This is a genomic window from Mycobacterium sp. URHB0044 (assembly GCF_000620625.1).
Lineage (GTDB): Bacteria > Actinomycetota > Actinomycetes > Mycobacteriales > Mycobacteriaceae > Mycobacterium.
In genome coordinates this window covers 158,954-182,305 of sequence record NZ_JIAW01000007.1, presented here as the reverse complement: position 1 = coordinate 182,305, position 23,352 = coordinate 158,954, and the positions used below count along the sequence as shown (strand labels likewise).

Here is a 23,352-nt window from a genome sequence, read left to right as displayed (position 1 = left end):
CACCGGGCTGGCGATGTCGAACACCGCGAACGGCAGATAGCGCGGTGCGCCGGATTCACGCCGCCGACATTTGCGGCGCCAATTCGCGGCCGCGCGTTTTGCTCAGCTCCCGCTCAGCAGAAATCTAACCGGCTCAATGACTGCGTCGATACGCTCGCCGGGTGCTACCGAGTTCAGCCGTGGTGAGCGGTGGCACGCTCGAACGGGACCGGGTCGCATCGCTTACGGGTCTGCGGGGCATGACCGCCTTGCTGGTGCTGGGCACGCATGCCGCCTTCGCCACCGGCAAGCTGTCCCACGGCTACCTCGGGGTGATGTCCGCACGCCTGGAGGTCGGCGTGCCGATCTTCTTCGTCTTGTCTGGATTTTTGTTGTTCCGGCCATGGGTTCGCGCGTCGGCCTTGGGAACCGTCGCACCGCCCGTCGGTGCGTACTTTTGGCGTCGGGCGCGACGCATCATGCCCGCCTACGTCATGACGGTGCTCATCGCGTTCGTCGTGTTCGCGTTCTATTCTGCGGGCCCGAATCCGGGCCAAAGTTGGGCAGGACTGGTTCGGCACCTCACGCTCACGCAGATCTACCCGGACGATTATCTGATTACCTACCTCCACCAAGGCCTTTCGCAAACGTGGAGTCTGGCGGTGGAGGTTTCGTTCTACGCGGTCCTGCCATTGCTGGCAATGGTGTTGCTAGCTCTGCATTGTCGCGCTGAATGGCGACCGTTACGACTCCTAATGGGTCTGGCCATGATCGCCGCCATCAGTCCGGTGTGGTTGATCGTCGTGAACGCGACCGACTGGTTGCCGAATTCCGCCGGAATGTGGCTGCCCGCCCATTTGGTCTGGTTCGTCGGCGGAATGCTGTTGGCCACCCTTCAATGCATGAACGTGCGTCTAAGTGCGGCGGCAGCGATGCCGTTGGCGATCGTCCTCTTCCTCGTCGTCTGCACCTCCGTCGCCGGCGGCGTCACGATGGGACCGGTCCGGCTGTGGGAACCTCTGACGAAGAACGTCCTCTACGCGTGCATTGCCACATTGGTCGTGGCGCCCTTGGTCCTCGGTGGCGGCGGCTGGTGGGAGCGCTTCTTGCGCAGCAAACCGATGACGTGGTTGGGCGAGATCTCGTACGAAGTCTTCCTGTTGCACGTGCTCGTCATGGCGTTGGTGTTGGGCGCCCTGGACTGGCGACTGTTCAGCGGGTCCCTGCCGATGCTGTTCGGGCTGACATTGGCCGTCACGATTCCGCCTGCCTGGGCGCTGCGTCGGCTCTCGCGTCGGCTCGACGGGCTGTGGCATGCGAGACGAGAGGGCGCGACCAGGCCTTTGTTGCTGGTGTGAAATCTGAGATGATTGGGAACACTGTGGCTCGTTGAGTCAGCAGATGTCTCCACGTCGAAGAGAGAGACCGTGTCCGTCGGCACCATGACCCGGTTTGCGGCCCTGGTCTCGGTGCTCGCCGCCCTCGGCACGGCCGCCACGCTCGCCGGTTCCCCGGCCTCGGCCGCTCCGAAGTGCACCGACATCGAGGTCGTGTTCGCGCGCGGCACCGACGAGCCCGCCGGGATTGGCGTGGTCGGCCAGGCCCTCGTCGACACGCTGCGCCCCATGGTGAAGGACAAGTCGGTCGGTACCTATGCGGTGAAGTATCCGGCGACGTGGGACTTCCTTCAGGTCGCTACGGGTGCCAACGACGCAAGCAAGCGCATCCAGTCCACGGTCGCCAAGTGCCCCGACACCAAGATCGTCCTCGGTGGCTACTCGCAGGGAGCCGCCGTCATGGACGTCGTCACCACGTCGCCCATCGCCGGGCTCGGATACACCGCACCGCTGCCGGCCGCCGTCATTCCACACGTCGCCGCCGTTGCGGTGTTCGGCAATCCCTCGGCGCGGCTGGGCAAGCCGCTGACGACGCTGAGCCCCGACTTCGGTCCGCGCACCGCGGATCTGTGCAACACCAATGACCCGGTCTGTTCGGCCGGGCGGGATTTCGACGCGCACGTCCGGTATCCGCAGTCCGGTCTGGTGAAGCTGGCCGCCCAGTGGATCACCAAGCATGTGCAGGAACGGGATTAGCGGCGGATGAACGGTCTGGACGGCAAGGGCGTGCTCGTCACCGGTGCGGCATCGGGTATCGGCCTGGCCACCGTCCGGCGGCTGCTGACCGAGGGCGCCACGGTGGTCGGCATCGACCTCGCCGCCGAAGCGCCGGACGCCGTCGGCACCGAACGGTTCACCTACCGGTGCGCCGACGTACTCGACGCCGACGGTGTCGGCGCGGCAGTGGCCACCGTGGTCGAGTCAGCCGGCCGGCTCGACGGCGTCGTGCACTCCGCGGGGGTGGCTGGCGGCGGTCCGATGCACCTGCTGCCCGACGAAGAATGGGACCGGGTGATCGACATCAACCTCAAGGGCACCTTCGTCGTCAACCGCGCCGCGCTGAGTCAGATGATCAAACAGGACCGGGCCAACGGCGAACGCGGTGCCATCGTCAACCTGGCCAGCATCGAGGGCCTGGAGGGCACCGCGGGTGGCAGCACGTACAACGCCTCCAAGGGCGGCGTCGTCCTGCTCACCAAGAACGCCGCGATCGACTACGGCCCGAGCGGGATTCGTGCCAACGCGGTGTGCCCCGGCTTCATCGAGACGCCCATGTTCGACTCGGTGGTCGGCCTGGCCGGTATGGAGCAGGCGCGCGAGGGGTTGCGGCACGAGCACAAGCTTCGGCGGTTCGGCCTGGCCGACGAAGTCGCCGCCGTGGCGGTGTTCCTGCTCTCATCGGACGCCAGTTTCGTCAGCGGCCAGGCCATCGCGGTCGACGGCGGTTACACCGCGGGGCGCGACCATCACGTCACGGACATGATGGGGCTTGGCGGGGAGTAGCCCCCGGCTGGAGCCGGACGCGGCAAATCCCAAGGGCCGCTTCGGTACCCACGGTCATCGCTTGGAGGATTACGGTCTGCAGGCCGACGAGATCCGGGACGGTTCGCCGAATACGTTTAGCGCCAAGACATTTAGCCGAGACGAACACGAGCTAGCGCTAGGGCCCGGTAGTCGCCCGGATGATCGGCTCATCACAATCCCGCCGGTGTGAGCGCTGAGGCGGCTCATCCGACAGCTCGACGGATGGTGGCGGGCGCGGCTAGCGGTAGTCCTCTTCGCGTCCAGCACGAGATCGTGCGTTGACCAGTGAATTTGCGAAATCAATTAGCTATATTCATAGTCGTCAATTAGCTGACTGGAGCCAGGCGGCGAGTTGAGGTGAGCGGTCCTCGAATTGCCACAAGCGTCGATGAGTGCTGGCGGTCGAGCTCCAATCAATGTCGAAAATCGGTAAATACCAGGTGAACAGGCATATGACGCAGCGTAGAGCGAGTGCGCAATGCTTGTTAGATTACCACCGCAGATGATGACGGCGACGCCGGACGGTATGCATTCCTGTCGGCGCGACACGTTTGCCATCTTGGGTCGAATCTCTATGCAGATGGTTGCTGTATGCCTATCATCTGTTCCGCCGTCTCGGCGTGAGGCGGCGATACCCGCAATGAAAGGAATCAATGGCGATGGCATCTGGAAGGCACGCGCAGCGGAAGCGGAAGAAGGCTGCGACGACCAAGTTCGTCACCGCCGCGCTCAGCGCCGGCGTCATGGCGACGGGTGGCGCTGCTGGGATCACCGCAGCGCTGACGGCGGAACCGGCCGCCGAGTCCGCGAACCAGGACGTCCAGCTGACTGGCCTTTTCGACTTCCTTGGGTCCGCAATCGGCTCGGTCGTCAAGATCGTCGTGAGCGACGGCGCCTCGTCCAGCACCGGCAACGGCGGTAGCGCGGGCCTGCTCATCGGAAACGGTGGATCCTCCACGGCCACCGGTGGTTCTGGCGGGCAGGGCGGTCTGCTGCTGGGCGGCGGTGGTAACGGCGGTGCTGGTGGTGCCGGCGGTGCCGGCGGCCTCGTGCTGGGCGACGGCGGCGCCGGTGGCGCGGGCAATGCGCCTGGTGTGGCGGGTGGTACGGGCGGCAACGGCGCCTTGCTGATCGGCAACGGTGGCGCTGGTGGCGTGGGTAACGCCGCTCACGGAGGCGACGGCGGTAGCACCGGGATCCTCGGCGTGGGCACCACGGGCGGCGCGGGCGGTGCTGGCGGCACCGGGGCGCACGGCGGCGACGGTGGCCAAGCCGGCCTCGTGCTGAGCAATGGCGGTGCTGGCGGTAGTGGAGGTGCCGGTGCGACGGGCACGGCCGGGACGAACGGTGCAGCTGGCGCGGCCGGCAACACCGGCGCCACCGGCGCGAACGGCGCAACAGGCGCCACCGGAACCACCGGCGCCCCCGGTGCGAACGGCGCGAATGGCACCAACGGTGCGAACGGCGCCAACGGCGCGAACGGTGCCAACTCGGGCACGGCCGGAGCCAACGGGGCACCCGGCACCAACGAATCGGTGCTCATCGGCACGGCCCAGGGCGGGCCAGGAGGTAACGGTGCGCCAGGCAGCGGAACGGGCGCAAACGGTGGCAATGGTGGCCCCGGCGGCTCCGCCAGCACGGCGAACGACGCCAACGGAACCGCACCTGCGATCGGCGGCAACGGCGGCGCAGGCGGGGCGGGCTCACAGGGCGCCTCCGGGCAGAACGGCGCTCCCGGCCAACCGGGAACGGCCGGTGGTGATGGCGGCACGGGCGGCACGGGTGGCACCGGGGCCACCGGCGGTAATGGCGTCGCGGGTCAGCAGGGCCAACAGGGCCAGGCCGGCCAGGCAGGCTCGGCCGGCGGTCCTGCCGGACCTGGTGGCGCAGGTGGCAACGGCGGTGGCGGCGGCTTGCTGCTCGGCAGCGGTGGTGCCGCTGGCAGCGGCGGCGTCGGCGGCACGGGTGGCGCTGGTGGCGCTGGCGGCGCTGGTGGAACCGGCGGAACCGGTGGCACGGGCGGCAATGCCGGTGACGGCGGCACGGGCGGCACGGGCGGCACCGGTGGCACGGGCGGAAACGGCGGAACCGGCGGAAACGGCGGCAACGGTGGCAACGGTGCCACCGGCGGCAACGGCGGTGACGGGGGCAACGGTGGCAACGCCCATGCCGACACCAACAACGAAACGCCGGGTCAAGGTGGTCCCGGAGGAGCAGCTGGGGCGGGCGGCGCCGGGGGCGCCGGTGGTGCCCCGGGCGCTGGCGGACCAGCTGGCGCAGCCGGCGCCGGCGGACAGGGTGGTGCGGGTGGCAATCCGGGCCAGGCCGGTGCCGGCGGTGCAGGTGGCGCCGGCGGTACGGGCGGTGAAGGCGGTGCCGGCGGCTCAGGTGGAGCGGGTGGTAACGCCGGCTCGGCCGGCTCGGGTGGCCTGCTGGGCAGTAACGGCGCCAGCGGCACACACGGGTCCACCGGTGCTACCGGCGCAACGGGCGCGACCGGAGCCACCGGTGCGACCGGCAGTGCCGGCGCGAGCGGCGCTACCGGTTCGCAAGGTGCAACCGGCTCCAGCGGAACCGGCGGTACCGGGGGAACCGGCGGTAGCGGTGGCAGCGCCGGTAGTTCCGGCAGCGCAGGGGCTTCCGGCAACGCCGGGAGCAACGGCTCTCCCGGTGCCCACAATTAGCCGGTAGCCAAAGAGGGTCGGGGACGACCCCAAGCATCGGCCCCCCTTCAGCAGAAGGGGGGCCGATCGCTCGTTTCGGGGAGTCTCGTTTCGGGAGCCATTGTCCTGAAAACGTCAAAGACCCCGCGTTGGCGGGGTCTTTGGGTCGTGCGCAGATGTGTGGTGCGCCGTCAGGGTTTCGAACCCCGGACCCGCTGATTAAGAGTCAGCTGCTCTACCAACTGAGCTAACGGCGCGCGGAAGCGACAATAACAGGCTGCGCCGCGCAGATGAAAATTCGCATCGGCAGGTGAGCGCGGAACGCCATGGTCGGCCTGCACTCCCAGGTTGCCCTTAGACTTAGCCGCGAGCAGTCGATCATCCTGTTTTTCCCAAGCGCGAGGTGGAGCGAAGCATGTGGCAGGTCAATTCCGTGGCCCGTCCGCGTCCGAAGGCCAGATTGCTGGCGGCGGTGTTGCTGGTTCCTGCCGTCGTGTTCGGCATCAGCGCCTGCAGCGGCACACCGGCCGCCCCGCCACAGCCCGACACCATCACCGACAAGGGCACCCCGTTCGGTGACCTGTTGGTGCCGAAGCTCACCGCCTCGGTGACCGACGGCGCGGTCGGCGTGACGGTCGACGCTCCCGTCACGGTCAGCGCCGAGGACGGCGTGCTCGGCGCGGTCACCATGACCGACGAGGACGGTGCGACGGTCGCAGGGCGGCTCAGCCCCGACGGCCTGCAGTGGGTCACCACCGACCCGCTCGGCTACAACGAGCAGTACACGCTCAACGCGCAGTCCCTCGGCCTCGGCGGCGTCACCAGCCAGTCGATGACGTTCCAGACCCACTCGCCCGAAAACCTGACCATGCCGTACGTGCTGCCCAACGACGGCGAGGTCGTCGGCGTCGGCCAGCCCGTAGCGGTCCGGTTCGACGAGAACATCCCGAACCGCCTGGCGGCCGAGAAGGCGATCACCGTCACCACCAACCCGCCCGTCGCGGGTGCGTTCTACTGGCTGAGCAACCGCGAAGTGCGTTGGCGCCCACAGAATTACTGGAAGCCGGGGACCACGGTCGACGTGGCCGTGAACACCTACGGCGTCGACCTCGGCGACGGCCTCTTCGGTCAGGAGAACGTCACCACCCACTTCACCATCGGCGACGAGATCATCGCGACGGCGGACGACGACACCAAGACGCTGACGATCCGGCGCAACGGCGAGGTGATCAAGACCATGCCGATCTCGATGGGCAAGAGCAGCACACCCACCAACAACGGCACGTACATCATCGGGGACCGGTTCTCGCATCTGGTGATGGACTCGTCCACCTACGGCGTGCCGTCCAACTCGCCCAACGGGTATCGCACCGAGGTGGACTACGCCACGCAGATGTCCTATAGCGGGATCTACGTGCACGCGGCGCCATGGTCAGTGGGCAGCCAGGGCTACTCCAACGTGAGTCACGGCTGCCTCAACGTGAGCACCAGCAACGCGGAGTGGTTCTACGAGAACACCAAGCGCGGCGACATCGTCGAGGTTGCGAACACGGTGGGGTCGACGCTGCCGGGCGTCGACGGGCTCGGCGATTGGAACATCCCGTGGGATCAGTGGAAGGCCGGCAACGCCAACGTCTGACGCCGATACGTCAGCCCCTCTGAAGTCGTGCCAGCTGTCGCAGATGCTCGACCTGCTCGCCGTTCCGTGCTCCGGTGATCAATGCCTTGGCGATTCTCAGGACGATGGAGGGCCGGAAGAGCCGTGCGGGTGCGTCGAGCATCCACGCGACCCGAAAGAACTGCTGGGCTACCGCCGGGTCGGTTTCGGTGGCGGTCAAGACGGCATCCATGTAGGTGTTGATGATCCGCGTTGACGGCGACCGCCGGCCCTTTACCTGCGGCAGCGCCAAGTCCGAACCGACCGCCGTCCGCCAGGCCACCTGAATGGTCTTGGCTGATTCGCCGAAGAACCGCCGGGGCAGATCCAAGTCGCCAACGCTCAGACACTTGCCAAGGACCTCGGCCTCGGCCGCCGCGACGGTCATGCCCTGCCCGTATATCGGGTTGAAGCTGCAGACGGCGTCGCCGAGCACCAGCAGTCCGTCTGGGGTGCGGGCTAGCTGGTCGTAGCGCCTCCACCGGTTGGATGGAATCCGGTGCTGGACCACGTCCCCCAGCGGTTCACCCGCGCGTATCGCGGCAACCGCGTGACGTGGCGCGAACTCCGCGATGAACTCGAGCAATTCGCCACGATCCGCCGGGGGTTGCTGGCCACCGAGAGTGCCTCCCAGTACCAGGTAGGTGTCGTTCTCGACCGCGAACATCGCAAAGGTCGTGGGCCGGCTCGCGACGGGATTGACCGTCAGCACCAATTCGCGCAGCATTCCGCGCGGAACACGTACGGGCATGGTGGCATATGCGATGCGCATCTCGAGTTCCTCGACCGGCGGCCGGACGTATCCGAACTCCTCGAGGAACACCGGTGTCCGCGAGCCGCGGCCGGTGGCGTCGATGATGAGGTCGGCGGTCAGCAGAGTCTCGCCCTCATCACCGTGGCGCGCGAGCCGAGCCCCCGTGATGCGGTTCGCATCGGTATCGGCCGTCAAGCCCACGACGTCGTGGCCCTCGAGAAACTCAACATTCGGAATGGCGCGCACGGCCTTTCGCACGCTGAACTCCAATAGCGGACGGCTCACGTGGTAGTCCACCAGCGACGCGGGATCCGGCACGATCGCCGAACGCACCATGAGATGGCCGCCGAATGTGGACCAGAATCTCGAAAGGTCGCCGTCGTCCCACTTCACCGCTCCGTCGGTGACGAGTTGGTCGAAGAACCCAGGAAAGAGCTCGCCGACGATCTGCACGCCCTTGCCGAGCAACACATGCGGATGTCGGTCCTGGGGCACTCCACGGCGATTCGTCGGAGCATGGGGCAGGACGTCGCGTTCGACGACGGTGACCGCACGAAAGTAGTCGGCAAGCACACGGGCAGCGAGGAGGCCGCCCATGCTCGCGCCGAGGACGACTGCTCTGTCACGACATGCGGGCATTCAATTCCTTTGCTGGTGAGACCAATCGGCGAAAGAGACCGCGGTGCTGCATTGATTGCGTTCGGATGGGTCAGACGAAATTGCCTTCAAGGCAACGCATTATCTACTCCCTTGTCGCATCGATCAGCGCGGCAGCCAAGAGGTCCGGATGGGTCAGCATGGCTTCGTGCGGGCCGTCGCATTCCAGAAGGCGAGGTTGATCCAGGCGGTCGGCCATTTCGCGGTAAAGCTCTTGGGGAACTGCCTGGTCTTGGCGCAGGAAGACATAGCTAGACGGCAGGGCCGCATCCCAGAATCGGGGCAGCGAGACGGGTTCGCTGAGCCATCCGAAGGGCACGGGGACGAGCTTGCTGGTGACGGTGGCGATGTCGCGCTCTGAGGCGCCGTTCATGAAGTGCTCGGACCACGTCTGCGGATCCATCGCAACTGTCTGATCTGCGCTATCTCGGGCAGCCAGAACGGAACTCTCGACGAATGGTGGTGGCATCACGTCATTGATGGCCTGCCCGTCGTGCAGCACCCACGCGTCGACGAAGACGATGCGGCGCGTCTGCTGGGCCAGCCGGTCAGCGGCGTACTGGGCGACCGGGCCTCCGCCGCTGTGGCCGACCAGCGCCAAATCTCGTAAGTCGTGCTCTCTGACCGCGTCGACCAGTCCGTCGCCCATCGCCGTGAGGTTGACCCCGACCCGATCAACCGCGACACCTTGCTCGCAACCACGAAGGGTGGGCGCGAAGACTTCATGCCCCATCGAACGTAAGGTCGCCGACACGGCGTCCCAGCACCAACCGCCCTGCCACCCACCATGCACGAGTACGAACTGCATCTGGCCTCCACACTTCTTCGCGATGAATCGGGTCTTGGTTCGTGTCTCAGTCCCGACCGGCGAGCTCCAACTTCATCGCCAATAGTTCTGGGTTGGTGTAGAAAACTTCGTGCGACCCTTCCATGGTCACCAATCTGAAAAGCCCGAGTCGGCGGGCATTGGCGAGCCAGCCTCCCTGCGGATCTCCCGGTGGAAAGGAACCATCGTCGTGGCACAGAACATAGCTGCGCGGGACCGTCGTCAGCTCGTAAAACGCTTTCATGTCAAGCTTTTCGACAATCGGGCCAAGCGGCTCGGGATTCAGCATGCAGTAGGTCTCCTGAGCCCGTTCCAAGTCGGCGTCACCGATGAAGGCGTCTCGAAAGATCTCGAAGGGCAGCATGACGGTGTTGTCTCCCGATTGCTCGGCGAGTATGGGAAATAGCTCTTGAAACGCGACGGGTGCGTTATCCAACACGCTTGTCCCGTCCTCGGGGACGAATGCGTTCAAAAACACCAGTCGCCGCACCTTTTCGGGCGTCTTTGCCGCCAGGCGGGCAATGACGCTGCCAGCAAAACTGTGCCCGACCAGAATGAAGTTGGCCAGGCCGTGTTGGCCGACGTAATCGGCGACGGACGCGACGCAGTCATCGTGACTGACGTTGCGGTCGACGCCTTCTCCGTGTCCCGCCATGGTCGGGCAATGGACCTGGTGTCCCCGTTGCCGTAGGTGCTCGGCGACATCTGCCCATGCGTCCCCGTCGTGACACGAGCCGTGCACGAGAACGTAAGTAGACATTTTGATTCCAATCGTCTCTTGGTGGTTCGGGCCTGAATGCTGTTGGACCTGCTCATGATTCGGTGAGAGCGGCAGGGACGGGGGCGTCGAGGTGTTCGAGCAACGCCGCGAGCTTGTGGTCCAATTCCCTTCCTACCTTGGTGATTTGGGGCATGTTGAAACTGCCGAACTGGGTGCTCGGCCTGTCGACGGTGAACCACGTGGCATGGTCGGCGTCTTCCACGATGGCGGTACGTAGCGGGGCGTGGAGCATGACGCCCGGGTTGTAGCGATACATTCTTTGGGCAATGGTGTGATTGCCCATGAGGTACGCGACGCAGCGGCCGCGGTCGCCGGCCAGGCGCATGAGCGAGGTGAATTCGCGCGACCAATAGAGGATGAAGTCGTGTGGCGCATTCTCTGCGGTCGCATCCAGAATGGTGTGCCAGTCGACACCCTTCTCGACGAGGGTGTCGAACCGAGCCGCCTGGTACTCCGGCACTGCTCGTTCATACCGATCCCTGAATCCATCGAACGAGTCATCGATCTGGATAGTCAACCGGTCCACCCGGTATGAGATCGTTTCGATTGAGCCATTCACTGGCCGAGTCATGGTGCCTCCTAATTCTGGTCTCCAAATTGCCCGGTACGCCGCGGCAAGTAGCTGGGCCGACAACGCTGTCGCATCCAACTACGAGCCGCGGCAACACCACTCGCCAACCAATCCGGATCAGTGCACGGACGCGGCGGCAGCTTCGATGACCTGCGTGACGGCGTCGGGGTGTGAGACCAGCGTCAGGTGCGAGCCACCGTCGAAGTGTGTGACTTGTGAGTGTGCTCGTGCAGCCATGGAGTCCTCCGAGGCCGGCGTGATGACCTGATCTCCACTGCTGATGAAGTACCAGGAGGGAATGTCCTTCCATGCGGCGTTCTTGGACGGTGCGTACAACGCGGCCGCCGCGGCTGACCGCTGGCTGGCCCACGCCCGGGTGGCGAGGTCCGGCGGTAGGTCGTTGCCGAAGTGCTGGAGGAAGATGTCCTTCTTCAGATAGAGCTGCGCCTGCTCCTGGGGGGCGCCAGGGGGGAGTACGGGATCGAACAGTTCGCCTTGGGGTCGGGTCAGTACCGAGTCGGCTCCACTGAGCTGGGCAGTGTTCTCGCCCACGTCGGGGGCTGCGGCGTCGACAAAGACCAGCGCCTTGACGTTCGGATTGCCGGCGGCGGCGTTCGTGATGACCGATCCGCCGTAGGAATGTCCGACCAACACGACCGGTCCGCTCAGCGTGGCGAGAAAGTTCTTCACCGAGTCAGAGTCGGAGTCCAGGTTCTCCAAGGGATTGGCGATCGCGCGTGCGTCGTATCCCTGCTTCTCCAACGCGCCAACTTCGCCACCCCAACTCGACGCATCGGCGAAGGCACCGTGGACCATAACGATGGTGGGCTTCGCGGCGCCCGGTGGAGGCGCGGCGGGTGGGGACGCGGCGGACGGTGACGCGGCGGGTGGAGAAGCGGCGGGCGCGCAGGCGGCGACGGCCGATGGGACTATCACGGCGACCGCCACCGCGGCGGCACCCGTGAGTGCTCCAATGCGCACCGTGTGCCAAGAACGTTGAAACATCAGTATTTCCGATCTGTTTGGGCCGCGTATCAATGCCGCGGCGGAGAGATGCTCGTCGCCGACTTCTTCGGCGTCATTTGGGGTTGCGGGCGGCGGCCGGGGGTCCTGCCACCGCGCCGCATGCGATCAAAAGCCCATGGCCGCCAACCACTCGAGCACGACTACGGCGACTTCCTTCCAGCCACTGTCGATGGTGAGCGAGTGGCCACGTCCTTCGAAAACATGAAAGTCGGTCACTGCCGGGCTTTTTGAATACATGGCGACGACTTCCTGCGTGACCTTCAAGGGAACCACGTGATCTTCGGTGCCCGACGTCAACAGCAGTGGTCCGCGGTCGGCCACGTGGGTGTCCACTTTGGCTGCCGAGTGTCGTGAGAAGTTGGCGCCCGCATCCTCGAACAGTGGCTTACCGGACGCGGGGATGGACCACGCCTCGTGCAGGGCGTTGGATTCTTCTTCGCTGAGAGCGTTGCCAAAGGCGTAGTGGAATTGCTTGGCCGTCAGCGACACGGTGCGGTGTCGGTTGGCTGGGTTGCCGAGAACGGGGAACGCCGACCTCAACTGCGCCACCGGGAGTGCCTTGACTCCTTTGATGGGTGCGGGGTCGATGGCAACGGCAGCCGCGACGAGGCCTTCCGCCAGCAGCTCCTGGGCGATCAACCCGCCAAAGGAGTGTCCAACCACCAAAGGCTTGATGCCGTCGCGTGGATTGATCAGTCCCGCGTAGAGATCGATCATCTGCTGGATGCCGACATCGTTCATTCCATCCGGGTCATCGCGTGTCTGTGCGACAGTCGCGCGCTCCCCAGGCCAACCCGGTGCGGACACCGCGTAGCCATAGTTCTCGAACAGGTCCAGCCACGGTTGCCAAGCAGTCGAGTGGATCCACAGTCCGTGAATGAAGATGACGGGGTTGGGTTTCGTGGGCGATGTCATGGAGTGTTCCTCGTGTCTGATGGGGGGAGTTGGTTTATTCGGGCGCCGAGCATCGACGTGGCGCTTGATTGCGACCCTAGGTCGAATGTGGCACTCCAAAACCCTTGGGAGGCAGGTCGTGCACGCGGTGCACAGGTGTTGGCACACGATGAGGCACGCAGCCGGGATGGTGAAATCCAATGTGTACGAGTACAACCCGCATTCTGACAGCCGACCGACAGCACCTTCTCAGCGGGGACGCCCAGTTGGCCGTGCTAGCTTGACCTCGACTCACCGACGCAGTCGACGTGCGTAGCCCGCCTGCTCGCCCGGTTACCCGGCAAGGCTGCCGGATGGGCAAACGACTTGAGGCGTTGTGCTGCAAGGCAACCCAACCTCGACGCGCATACTCCACCCCACAACCGTCACGTATGGGAAGGTCTCATGACTGTCACCGATCCAGATCAGAAAATCCCCCTCGTCGAACTGCCAAGGAACTGCACCTTCGACGCAGCTGACTTCGCAATCATTGCCCGGTATTGGTACCCGATCGCGCGTTCGACCGACGCCACCACGGCGCCACTGAGTGCGACCCTGCTGGACGAACCTTTGGTGGTCTACAGGGCGGGGGAGCGGATCGTCGTCGCCAACGACATCTGCCCGCATCGGGGCGTGCCACTCTCGGCAGGCACTGGCGACGGGCAGACCCTGGCATGCGCATATCACGGCATCCGCTTTGGGGCGGGCGGCGCGTGCGTCGGCGTCCCTGCCCACCCGACGGCGAAGATCCCGGCCAGACTCGCACTCCGCACGTACCCGGCCGTCGAGCGGTACGGACTGATTTGGACCTGCCTACTGCCGGACCCGCATCACGTCGCCGATCCGTCGACAGCGCCGATACCGCTGATGCCCGGTTGGGACGAGCCCGGCTACCAACAGGTCACCTGCCCGGCCTTCGACGTCGCGGCCTTCGCCGGCCGCCAGGTCGAGGGATTCCTCGACGTCGCGCACTTCGGCTTCGTGCACGTCGACACCTTCGGTGACCCTGACAACGCCGAAGTCCCCAACTACAGCCCGATAACCACCGACTTTGGCTTCGAGGTCGACTACTGGAGCACCGTGGCGAACTATCCCCACGGCACGAAGACCGGCGAATCCGGATTCAAGTGGCTGCGGCACTTCGAGGCGCATCTGCCCTTCACCGCCACCCTGGTAGTGCACTTCCCCAACGGAGGACGGCTCTGCATAATGAACGCCGCCTCACCGGTGTCGACCCGACGCACCAGGATGTTCGCCCCGATCGCCAAGAACTTCGACATCGATCAGCCCGAGCAGGACATCTTCGACTTCAACTTGAGAATCTTTGAAGAGGATCGGGCGATCGTCGAGATCCAGAAACCCGAGAATCTCCCCCTCGATCCCCGCATCGAAGTCAACATCGCCGCTGACCGCAGCTCGGTGGCCTACCGCAGGGGTCTGCGCTCACTCGGACTGACGCAGTTCTTCACCGCCTAGGAGACCAGCGGAGCAGAACCGAGCGGTTGCACTCAGGGCTGTTGTTGGCGGCTCAGTTCGCGCCATTCACTCGGGGACACCCCGTAAGTGGTTCGGAACATTCGCGCGAAACTGGAGGCATCGGTGAACCCCCACCGCCGGGCAACTGCGGAGATTGGATCTTGCTGAAATGCCAAGGCAAGGTCCCGATGCGCTCCTTCGAGTCGCCGCAGTCGGATCCAGTCGCCCAACGAAACGCCTTCGGCGGCCAGGATCCGGTAGAGCTGCCGCACCGATATGTGATGTTCGGCGGCAATGCGGCCGGCGTCGAGGTCCGGTTCCCGAATGTGCAGTTTTACGTACTCCATGATTCGTACGAAGAGAGTGGACTGGAGCGCATCCTTGCCGAAGTCGACGGCGTCGAGATGGGTGGTGATCGCCGCTCGAAGCAGCTCAATTCCCGGTTGGCTGACCACGTCTCCGCCCGGGCGATCAAATGCTCCCGGCTGGGAGGCCAGCCGTTGGAAATAGGCGACGGCCATGTCCGCGATCGGGTGATCTGGACACAGTCGAAGCGCGCTGACTTCTCGGATGACGTCAACCGGCAACGCCAATCGATCCAGGGGTATTCGGAACTTGTGCTGGGAGATGCCGTCGACGTCAGTGATGACGAATGGCGTCGTTGAATCCCATACCGCAAGATCGCCTGGGCGCAAGACCATTTCGCGATCACGCTGGCTCACGACACAGGACCCCATCCGCTGCAGTCCAAGGAAGAGGCTCGGTCTGAAGTCGTCGTGCGGCAGCGCCTTGTAGTGGACCTTGTTGGCCGTCGAGGTCACCGACCACACCGTGAGTTCGGTCAGGTCAGTGATCGCCAAACTCGTCGCCGCCGGGCCACGATCGGCCATGAAGTCGATCTCGAGAGGCGCAAGAGTCCGCGAGACCGTGGCACGTACCACGTCTGCCCGATCGGCAATCGGGATCGCCTGCGCGTCGAATCTAACCGTCATCACGGCGTCCGAGTGCTATCGCACGACTTTCGGTTGCTACTTCGGCCGCATCGAGACCGTCTGTCGCGGGAGCGCACCGGTCTGCAGCCGAGGTCATGACAACCTCCTCGTCGTCGAACGTTTGCTGTCCCTCCTAGGTGGGTCCAACCAACCTAGCGCTGGCATCTATTCCACGAGCTTGCCGCGGATGGACGGTTCCATCCGCTCGGGGTCGTAGCGTTCCAAGAATCGTTCGCCGACGTCGTTGCGCTGGATCCGCCGTCGCCGCGGGCAGCCTCGAAGGCGAGAGGGCGGCGGGCTTTCTGGCCCGAATCGGCACGGCGCTCGTCAGCGAAGCGCCATGGCCGTCATCGAAAGTTGCGATGAGGGTGCAAGGGGTCCGGAGATGTAAAAAGGTCGGAGGGTAAAAATACCCTCCGACCTGCGGGGTGGCTGACGGGGCTCGAACCCGCGACATCCAGGATCACAACCTGGTGCTCTACCAGCTGAACTACAGCCACCATTGCCGTCACGCCTTTCGGGCGTTGGGGCGTCGTCGATCTTAGCCGCTCGGACGGTCCGCGGCCGAATCGATATCCTCGATGTCATTCCCTGGCGGCCCGAGCTCGGCGGCCACGGCCGCAATCTCGCTGGTCGAGGGGCCGGGCGGGGCCACGAACGCGGTGCGCCGGTAGTACTTCAGTTCATTGATCGACTCGTGGATGTCGGCGAGCGCCCGGTGCGCGAGGCCCTTCGCGGGCTGGCCGTAGTAGATCCGCGGATACCAGCGCCTGCACAGTTCCTTGATCGAGCTCACGTCGATCATCCGGTAGTGCAGGTAGGAGTCCAGGGTCGGCATGTCGCGGGCGATGAACCCGCGGTCGGTCGCGATCGAATTGCCCGCCAGCGGCGCCGTGTTGGGCTGTTTGACGTGCGTGCGGATGTAGTCGAGCACCAACTTCTCGGCTTCGGCGAGGTCGACGGCCGACGCACGCACCTCCTCGGTGAGGCCCGACTTGGAGTGCATCTGCGCCACCACCTGCAGCATGCCGTCCAAAGCCGCGTCGTCGGCGTGGATCACCACGTCGATGCCCTCGCCAAGGACGTTCAACTCAGCATCGGTGACCAGGGCCGCGATCTCGATGAGCCGATCGGACCCCAGGTCTAGTCCGGTCATCTCGCAGTCGATCCATACCAGTTCGTCACGCACAGCGTTAGACAGTATTCGTAGTGCCGACGGGCGCGTCCGCATACCCACCGACGGCGGGGGTGTGGCAAGTAGTCTCTGGCGCATGACCACCGAATCGACAGCCAGCCCCGCGCAGCAGATCGCCGCTGGTTACGCCGTTGAAGGGCAGGCCTTGGTGCTCGGCACCGTCGTCGTCGACGGCGTCGCCGATCCCACCGCACAGGTCCGGATTCCGCTCGCGACGGTCAATCGGCACGGTCTGGTGGCCGGTGCCACCGGCACGGGCAAGACGAAGTCGCTTCAGGTGCTCGCCGAGCAGCTCTCGGCCGCCGGGGTGCCGGTGTTGATGGCCGACGTCAAGGGTGACCTGTCCGGGCTGTCGCGGCCGGGCGTGGCGGGAGACAAGACCACGCAGCGGGCCACCGACACCGGCGACGACTGGACGCCAACCGCGTTCCCCGTCGAGTTCCTGTCGCTTGGCACGTCGGGCATCGGCGTTCCAGTCCGCGCCACCATCACCAGCTTCGGGCCCATCTTGCTGTCGAAGGTGTTGGGGCTCAACGCTACTCAGGAATCGACGTTGGGGCTGATCTTCCACTGGGCGGATCAGAAGGGCCTGTCGCTACTCGATTTGAAGGATCTGCGCGCCGTCATCCAGTTCCTCACCAGCGAGGAGGGCAAGCCGGAACTCAAGGCGCTCGGTGCGGTGTCGCCGGCCACCGCGGGCGTCATCCTGCGGGCACTGGTCAACCTCGAGGCGGAGGGCGCCGACACGTTCTTCGGCGAACCAGAACTCGAGCCGAAGGACCTAATGCGGCTCGACGCGCAGGGCCGCGGCGTCATCACGCTGCTGGAATTGGGCGCGCAGGCCGCCCGACCGGTGATGTTCTCGACGTTCCTGATGTGGGTGCTCGCCGACCTGTTCACCACGCTGCCGGAGGTCGGCGACGTCGACAAGCCCAAGCTGGTGTTCTTCTTCGACGAGGCGCATCTGCTCTTCAACGATGCGTCGAAGGCGTTCCTCGAGCAGGTGGAGCAGACCGTCAAGCTGATCCGCTCCAAGGGAGTCGGGGTGTTCTTCTGCACCCAGTTGCCGACCGACATCCCCAACGACGTGCTGTCGCAGTTGGGTGCACGGATTCAGCACGCGTTGCGCGCGTTCACGCCCGACGACCAGAAGGCGTTGAACAAGACGGTGCGCACCTACCCCAAGACCGACGTGTACGACCTGGAGAAGGCGTTGACGAGCCTCGGCATCGGCGAGGCGATCGTCACGGTGCTCTCCGAGAAGGGCGCCCCGACACCGGTGGCGTGGACGCGGATGCGCGCACCGCGCTCGCTGATGGACACCATCGGCCCGGAGGCGATCGCCGCGGCGGCCAAGGCATCTCCACTGCAGGCCGAATACGGCCAGACCATCGACCGCGACTCCGCCTACGAGCGGCTCAACGCCAAGGTGGCGCCCGCACCCGCGGCGGACGACACGCTGCCGCCGCCGGTCGCCACCGGGGGAGCCACCGTCGACGGCCGGGTGAAGATGCCCGACGCGGTCGAGGGTCCCGGCGTCGTCACCGAGGTGCTGCAGAGCTCGGCGTTCAAGAGTTTCCTGCGGTCGGCAGCGACGGTCGCGGGCCGCGAAATCACCCGCAGCATCTTCGGCACGGGTCGGCGCCGCACCCGCCGCTGATCCACTCCCACCGCTGACCCACTCCCACCACCGACCCACTCCCACCGCGTCGAAACTGCTGTCAGATCGCAATTTTCGCCGAATCGACGATCTCCCAGCAGTGTCGGCGCGGAGGGAGGGGTGTGGCGCGGAGGGGGACCGGGTGAGCTACTCGCCGCCGAGTTTCTTGTAGACGGCGCCCACGATCGGGGAGACGATCGCGCGCGGCGCATAGCCGCTGGCCACCGACATCGCCTTGGACGTCACGCCGGGCACGACGCGCATCTTGTTGCGCTCCAACCCGTCGAGGGAGATCTTCGCGGTGTACTCCGTTGAGATCCACAGGAAGTCCGGGATCAGCTTCTCGACGAGCGACTGCTCGTGCGCGTCGGGCAGCGTCTCGCGCACCGGGCCGGGCGCCAGCACGGTGACGTGGACGCCCTGACTCTTCAGCTCACCACGCAGCGACTCGCTGAACGTGTTCACGAACGCCTTCGTCGCGGCGTAGGTGGCGTTGTTGGGGATCGGGGAGTTACCCGCGGCGGATCCGGAGATCAGGATGCCACCCGCCCGGCGCGCCACCATTCCCGGCAGCACGGCGAGGACGAGGTCGTGCACGCCCAGCACGTTCAACTGCACCTGCGCCTTCTCGTCGGCAACGGCGAGGTTTGCCACGGGGCCGAACGTCGCGGTGCCGGCGTTCGCGCAGAGGATGGAGACGTTGCGCTCCGCCAGTTCGTCGGCCAGCGCGGTGCGGGCAGTCGGATCGGCGAGATCCACCGGCCGCACCTCGACGATGACGCCGAAGCGCTCGGTCAGCTTGGCGGCCAGCTTGGTCAGTACCTCCTCGCGGCGGGCCGTGAGGATCAGATGGTGGCCGCGGGCCGCGAGCTCGACGGCCAACGCTTCGCCGATGTTCTGCGAGGCGCCGGTGACCACTGCGCGCGCGTCGGGGTGGGGAGCGGGTACTGGCATGGGGCCAATCGTAAGGACCAATAGAGTGCAGCCATGAGCAGCCCCGTGGTGGATTCCCCGACCGCGGGCCGATCGCGGGTCGTGGCGTGGGCGTTGTGGGACTGCGGGGCCACCGGCGTCAACGCCATCGTCATCACGTTCGTCTTCTCGGTCTACCTCACCCAGCAGGTCGGTGCCGGTCTGCCGGGCGACACCACGCCCGCGAGCTGGCTCGGCCGGGTGCTCACGATCGCGGGCCTGTGCGTCGCACTGCTGGCGCCTGCCACAGGAATCTGGGTCGACGCGCCACACCGCCGCCGCACGGTGCTGACCGTCCTCACCGGTGTGGTCGTCGCGCTGACGTCGGCGATGAGCCTGATCCGGGCCGACTACCACTACCTGTGGCCCGGCCTGATCCTGCTGGCCTGCACGGCCGCCTGCAGCGACTTGGCGACGGTGCCCTACAACGCGATGCTGCGGCAGCTGACGACGCCGGCGACGTCGGGCCGCATCTCCGGATTCGGTTCCGCAGCAGGATATTTCGGCAGCGTCGGCTTACTGTTGATCGTCTATCTCGGCTTCATTCAGGGTGACGGGGACACGCGCGGGCTGCTGGGCCTCACCGCGGCCGACGGCCAGCACGTGCGCGCGGCGGTGTTGCTCACCGCGGCGTGGTTCGCCCTGTTCGCGGTGCCGCTGCTCGTCACCGCACGCCCACCCGCCCCCGAGAACCAAGGGCCCACCATCGGATTCCTCGGCGCCTATCGCTCGCTGTGGGGCGAGGTGAAATCCGAATGGCACCGCGACCGCAACGTCGTCTACTACCTGATGGCCAGTGCGGTGTTCAGGGACGGGCTGTCGGGGGTGTTCGCGTTCGGTGCGGTACTGGGCGTCACCGTGTACGGGGTGTCGCAGGCCGACGTGCTGCTCTTCGGGGTGTGCGCATGCGTCGTCGCCGCCGTTGGGGCGGTGGTTGGCGGCCTGCTCGACGACCGGGTCGGCTCCAAGAACGTCATTGTGTTCTCGCTGAGCGCCATGATCGTCGTCGGCTTGGTGCTGCTGAGTTTGTCTGGCGCGCTGGCGTTCTGGATCTGCGGGCTACTGCTGTGCCTGTTCGTCGGGCCGACGCAGTCGTCGGCGCGGACGATGATGCTGCGGATCTCGGCGGAGGGCAAGGAAGGTGTGGCCTTCGGGCTGTACACCACCACGGGACGCGCGGTCTCGTTTCTGGCGCCGTGGATGTTCTTCACCTTCATCGACCTGTTCGGCACCAACCGCGCCGGCTTGGGCGGACTGTGCGTCGTGTTGGGGGCCGGGCTTGCCGCGATCGTCGCGGTGCGCTCACGCCGGGCCGCGCGCTAACCCAAACCGCTGCAGACCGTCAGGCCAGATCCGGTGCGCTGCTGAATCTGCGCCCCATTCAACGTAATCGAGCACGAAATCTCCCGGCCGACGTTGATGACACTGACACTCGCGGATCGATCGGCAGGTGCGGTCAATTGGACTTCCTTGCTCCACGGCAGCATGACGTTGAACTCGGTCTGCAGCACTCCGCCGGCATCGACGTACGTGATGTTGATCGCCCGGCCGGATCCGTCCACGTCGTAGACGACCGTATCCGTCCCGGCCGGTGTCGTCGGAGCAGTGGTGGTGGCCGACGGGGGAGTCGGGACCGTGCTGCTGCGCGTGGTGGTCGGTACTCGGGTCGTGGTGGTGGACGGCGTGGTGAAGTTCGGCTCGAGGGGTGCAGGGGGCGGCGCGAAGACCGTGTCCTGCTGCGCGCTGTTGACGATCACCAGCGCGATCACCAACCCGATGACCACCACCACCGCAACCGCGGCCAGCGCCCACAGCCAGACACGCGGCCCGCGACCGTTTGGCGCGGGAGGACCCGGTGGCATGCCGCCGGGGGGATGCGGCGGGCCGGTGTAGGGGTCGTAGCCGTACCCCTGGTACGGCGGAAGCTGCTGGGTGGGATTCGTCGGAGGCGCCTGGTAGGGCGACCCGTACGGAGCCTGGTTCGCATACGCCGGGTCGGCGTGCCCGGGATAGCCATAGGGCATCGGCTGCGTCGGATCCGGTACGTCGCGGCGTGGCGAATCGGTCATTCCCACCTCATGGCTGCAGGCTACCCGCGCCGCAGGTGGCTCGGCCCCGTTGACGAGTTCAGTCGGATGGCGCCCCGGGCATGAAACACCGCACTCAAGGGCACCACCTCGGTGAACACTGAGGTATTGCACGCCACTTTCGGTTGCGAATTGCGAGGAACCATGGTCGTCGAAGAGGAATTCCACCTCGTCGATTTCAAGACCGGGCGCCTCCCTGCCGGGGCGCCCGCGATGCTGAGCGAGCTGACGCGATGAACCGGTGGCGCCATGAACGCTGACGGCGTGGCGCGGCAGGTGCGCGCCACCTACGGTGCATCGCTGTCGCCGGATGCGACGGCGTTCGCCCATCTCGTCGACGACGGTGGCTATCCGCGCGCGGTCCAGCGCTTCCTGCGCGGTTGGCGGGCGAGTTCGTCACGCGACGTCGAACTTCCCGTCGAGGGACCGGTCACCCGGGTCATCCACTCGGCGGACGGGCACTGGCTGGCGTGCGAGGTCGCCCCCGAGGGAGGCACGCGCACACAGATCTGGGTGGTCACCACCGATCCAGACGACCGCGCCGCGCGCCGCATCGACCACTGGCCGGCCGATGTTCCGGAGGGCACCGCACAGCTGATCGCGTGGGACGGCACCGAGGTGGCGGCCATCCTCACCGGCGAAGACGGCGTAGGCAGTTCCTGCCTGATCAACCCTGCCGACGGTGCCACCAACGTGTTGGACCGCCGATCCGGTGGCAGGCTCATCGACGCCTGGGCGGGGGCGGCCCTCGTCCGCGTCGGTCCGCGCGGCTACCGGGAACTCATCATGTTGCGCGGGTCTACCGAAATCGCGCTGCTGCCAGCCGATCCCGGTTCGGTGACCGACGCAGGCGTCATCCTCGACGACCATCATCCGCGCCGATTCCGGTCCGGGACGGACGGCGACGTGATGAAGCTGTACCACCCGGCGAAGGACTATCCGACGAACACCGTCCGCGGCTACGTGCGGGCGCTGATCCGCAGCGACAACGGCGCCCAGCATGCCCGGCTCGTCGAGGTCACCACCACCGAGGATGGAGTGTCGTATCACGTCGTCGCCGAACGCCCCGGATACGAGTTGGACGAATTCGCGGTCAGTGACGATCTCTCGACGGTCGCATTGCTGTGGAATGTCCACGGCCGCAGTGAGTTCCAGGTCCTCGCCTACGCCGACAACACGTTGAGCGAACTCATTCCGTTGCCCGGACCGGTGGCCGCCGAGCTCAGCATCAGCGCGGGCGGTTCGATGGTGGCGATGACGGTACAGGGGCCGTCGATGCCGCGCACCGTCGAACTCGTCGACGTCCGGTCCCGCGAGTGGGAGCGCATCGACCGGAAACCCAGTGGCGGCAACGCAACTGGGCATCCGGAACTCGTGACGATCCAGGCGCGCGATGGGCTGCGCTTCACCGGCTGGTTGTATCGCTCGTCGGGCGGCGAATCGATTGGCGCCCTGATCTACCTGCACGGGGGTCCGGAGGGGCAGGCCCGGCCGGAGTACAGCGAGATCTTTCCCGTGCTGCTCGACGCCGGTATCACCGTGCTCACCCCAAATGTCCGCGGTTCCGGTGGATTCGGCAGGATGTTCTCCCACGCCGACGACAAGGAGCTGAGATTCGGCGCCATCGACGACGTCGCGGACTGCGCGCAGTTCCTGGTCGATCGCGGGCTGGTGCGCCGTGACCGCATCGCATGCTCGGGATGGTCCTACGGTGGCTATCTGACGCAGGCGGCGCTGACCTTTCACCCGCAACTGTTCGCCGCGGGCATCAGCATCTGCGGGATGAGCGACCTGGGCACCTTCTACCGCAACACCGAACCGTGGGAAGCCGCCGCGGCTTACCCGAAGTATGGCCATCCCGTCAGCGACCGGGAGCTACTCGACCGGTTGTCTCCACTGCTGCGGGTCGAGGCACTCACCGCGCCACTGCTACTGGTGCACGGGGCGCAGGACACGAACGTTCCGCCCACCGAGTCTCGGCAGATGTTGAACGCTTTGCGAGAACGGAACCGCACTGTCGAATACCTCGAGTTCGACGACGAGGGCCACGACATCGTGAAGCGGGAGAACCGCGCCGCGCTGGTGAAAGCCATCGGTGAATGGCTCATTCGTGCGTTCACACCAGCGGCGGTCACGTAGCCATCACGGTTGCTGGCCGAATGTTTGTGGAAATTGTCCACGGGGTAAGTCATCTGGGCGCCA

The 23,352-nt window shown here is 65.9% G+C and carries 19 protein-coding genes and 2 tRNA genes; 9 read left to right on the top strand and 12 right to left on the bottom strand.

From position 1 onward, the window contains the following. Window positions 1-161 precede the first annotated feature (161 nt). From N536_RS38705 to N536_RS43445, 4 genes are all read left to right on the top strand, one after another. Window positions 162-1,337 carry an acyltransferase gene (locus tag N536_RS38705; protein WP_051574560.1) on the top strand — a complete coding sequence of 392 codons (1,176 nt, stop codon included), beginning with the start codon at window positions 162-164 and terminating at the stop codon, window positions 1,335-1,337. 84 nt (window positions 1,338-1,421) lie between these two features. Beyond that, entirely contained in the window at window positions 1,422-2,072 is a 651-nt protein-coding gene (locus N536_RS0116720) for a cutinase family protein (RefSeq protein WP_029114640.1), read from the top strand. Between the two features lie 6 nt (window positions 2,073-2,078). Continuing rightward, entirely contained in the window at window positions 2,079-2,879 is an 801-nt protein-coding gene (locus N536_RS0116715; protein WP_029114639.1) for an SDR family NAD(P)-dependent oxidoreductase, read from the top strand. Between the two features lie 680 nt (window positions 2,880-3,559). Continuing rightward, a complete protein-coding gene (locus N536_RS43445; protein ID WP_155948625.1) occupies window positions 3,560-5,584 on the top strand; it encodes a hypothetical protein in 2,025 nt (674 codons plus the stop codon). A 160-nt stretch (window positions 5,585-5,744) separates the two neighbouring features. Here N536_RS43445 and N536_RS0116690 read toward each other — a convergent pair. Further along, window positions 5,745-5,820, bottom strand: a tRNA-Lys gene (locus N536_RS0116690). Window positions 5,821-5,978: 158 nt separating this feature from the next. On the opposite strand from N536_RS0116690, the gene N536_RS0116685 reads away from it, so the two are divergent. After that, the gene (locus N536_RS0116685; protein ID WP_029114637.1) at window positions 5,979-7,202 is read left to right on the top strand and encodes an Ig-like domain-containing protein; all 1,224 of its coding nucleotides are present in this window, start codon (window positions 5,979-5,981) and stop codon (window positions 7,200-7,202) included. 10 nt (window positions 7,203-7,212) lie between these two features. Here the strand turns inward: N536_RS0116685 and N536_RS38695 are convergent, their stop codons facing one another. The 6 genes from N536_RS38695 to N536_RS0116655 form a co-directional block, all read right to left on the bottom strand. Continuing rightward, window positions 7,213-8,613: an NAD(P)/FAD-dependent oxidoreductase gene (locus tag N536_RS38695; RefSeq protein ID WP_197040156.1), complete on the bottom strand. Its 1,401-nt coding sequence runs from the start codon at window positions 8,611-8,613 to the stop codon at window positions 7,213-7,215. A 103-nt stretch (window positions 8,614-8,716) separates the two neighbouring features. Beyond that, a complete protein-coding gene (locus tag N536_RS38690; RefSeq protein WP_051574558.1) occupies window positions 8,717-9,439 on the bottom strand; it encodes an alpha/beta fold hydrolase in 723 nt (240 codons plus the stop codon). 46 nt (window positions 9,440-9,485) lie between these two features. Continuing rightward, a complete protein-coding gene (locus tag N536_RS0116670) occupies window positions 9,486-10,217 on the bottom strand; it encodes an alpha/beta hydrolase (protein WP_029114636.1) in 732 nt (243 codons plus the stop codon). A gap of 52 nt (window positions 10,218-10,269) precedes the next feature. Further along, on the bottom strand, window positions 10,270-10,809 hold the full coding sequence (locus N536_RS0116665; protein ID WP_029114635.1) for a DUF302 domain-containing protein: 540 nt from the start codon (window positions 10,807-10,809) through the stop codon (window positions 10,270-10,272). 117 nt (window positions 10,810-10,926) lie between these two features. Continuing rightward, a complete protein-coding gene (locus tag N536_RS0116660; RefSeq protein WP_029114634.1) occupies window positions 10,927-11,790 on the bottom strand; it encodes an alpha/beta fold hydrolase in 864 nt (287 codons plus the stop codon). Between the two features lie 150 nt (window positions 11,791-11,940). Continuing rightward, window positions 11,941-12,750, bottom strand: a complete 810-nt coding sequence (locus N536_RS0116655) for an alpha/beta hydrolase (protein WP_029114633.1) — start codon at window positions 12,748-12,750, stop codon at window positions 11,941-11,943. A gap of 423 nt (window positions 12,751-13,173) precedes the next feature. Between N536_RS0116655 and N536_RS0116650 the strand changes: the two genes are divergently transcribed. After that, window positions 13,174-14,244: an aromatic ring-hydroxylating dioxygenase subunit alpha gene (locus N536_RS0116650; protein WP_051574556.1), complete on the top strand. Its 1,071-nt coding sequence runs from the start codon at window positions 13,174-13,176 to the stop codon at window positions 14,242-14,244. A 32-nt stretch (window positions 14,245-14,276) separates the two neighbouring features. Here N536_RS0116650 and N536_RS38685 read toward each other — a convergent pair whose 3' ends face one another. The 3 genes from N536_RS38685 to orn all read right to left on the bottom strand — a co-directional run bounded on the left by N536_RS38685 (window position 14,277) and on the right by orn (window position 16,425). Then, on the bottom strand, window positions 14,277-15,236 hold the full coding sequence (locus N536_RS38685; RefSeq protein ID WP_051574555.1) for a helix-turn-helix domain-containing protein: 960 nt from the start codon (window positions 15,234-15,236) through the stop codon (window positions 14,277-14,279). Window positions 15,237-15,663: 427 nt separating this feature from the next. Further along, window positions 15,664-15,736, bottom strand: a tRNA-His gene (locus N536_RS0116640). A 41-nt stretch (window positions 15,737-15,777) separates the two neighbouring features. After that, window positions 15,778-16,425, bottom strand: a complete 648-nt coding sequence (gene orn / locus N536_RS0116635) for an oligoribonuclease (protein ID WP_029114631.1) — start codon at window positions 16,423-16,425, stop codon at window positions 15,778-15,780. An 82-nt stretch (window positions 16,426-16,507) separates the two neighbouring features. Between orn and N536_RS0116630 the strand changes: the two genes are divergently transcribed. Then, window positions 16,508-18,091, top strand: a complete 1,584-nt coding sequence (locus tag N536_RS0116630) for a helicase HerA-like domain-containing protein (RefSeq protein ID WP_029114630.1) — start codon at window positions 16,508-16,510, stop codon at window positions 18,089-18,091. Window positions 18,092-18,238: 147 nt separating this feature from the next. Here N536_RS0116630 and cmrA read toward each other — a convergent pair whose 3' ends face one another. Then, window positions 18,239-19,045, bottom strand: coding sequence for a mycolate reductase (gene cmrA, locus N536_RS0116625; protein ID WP_029114629.1), 807 nt, complete (start codon window positions 19,043-19,045; stop codon window positions 18,239-18,241). Window positions 19,046-19,078: 33 nt separating this feature from the next. Here cmrA and N536_RS0116620 point away from each other — a divergent pair, with 33 nt between their 5' ends. Next, entirely contained in the window at window positions 19,079-20,386 is a 1,308-nt protein-coding gene (locus N536_RS0116620; protein ID WP_029114628.1) for an MFS transporter, read from the top strand. Here the strand turns inward: N536_RS0116620 and N536_RS0116615 are convergent. Then, on the bottom strand, window positions 20,383-21,132 hold the full coding sequence (locus N536_RS0116615; protein WP_029114627.1) for an MmpS family transport accessory protein: 750 nt from the start codon (window positions 21,130-21,132) through the stop codon (window positions 20,383-20,385). The genes N536_RS0116620 and N536_RS0116615 overlap by 4 nt on opposite strands. Before the next feature lie 267 nt (window positions 21,133-21,399). Between N536_RS0116615 and N536_RS0116605 the strand changes: the two genes are divergently transcribed. Continuing rightward, a complete protein-coding gene (locus N536_RS0116605) occupies window positions 21,400-23,289 on the top strand; it encodes a S9 family peptidase (RefSeq protein ID WP_051574554.1) in 1,890 nt (629 codons plus the stop codon). Window positions 23,290-23,352 lie beyond the last annotated feature (63 nt).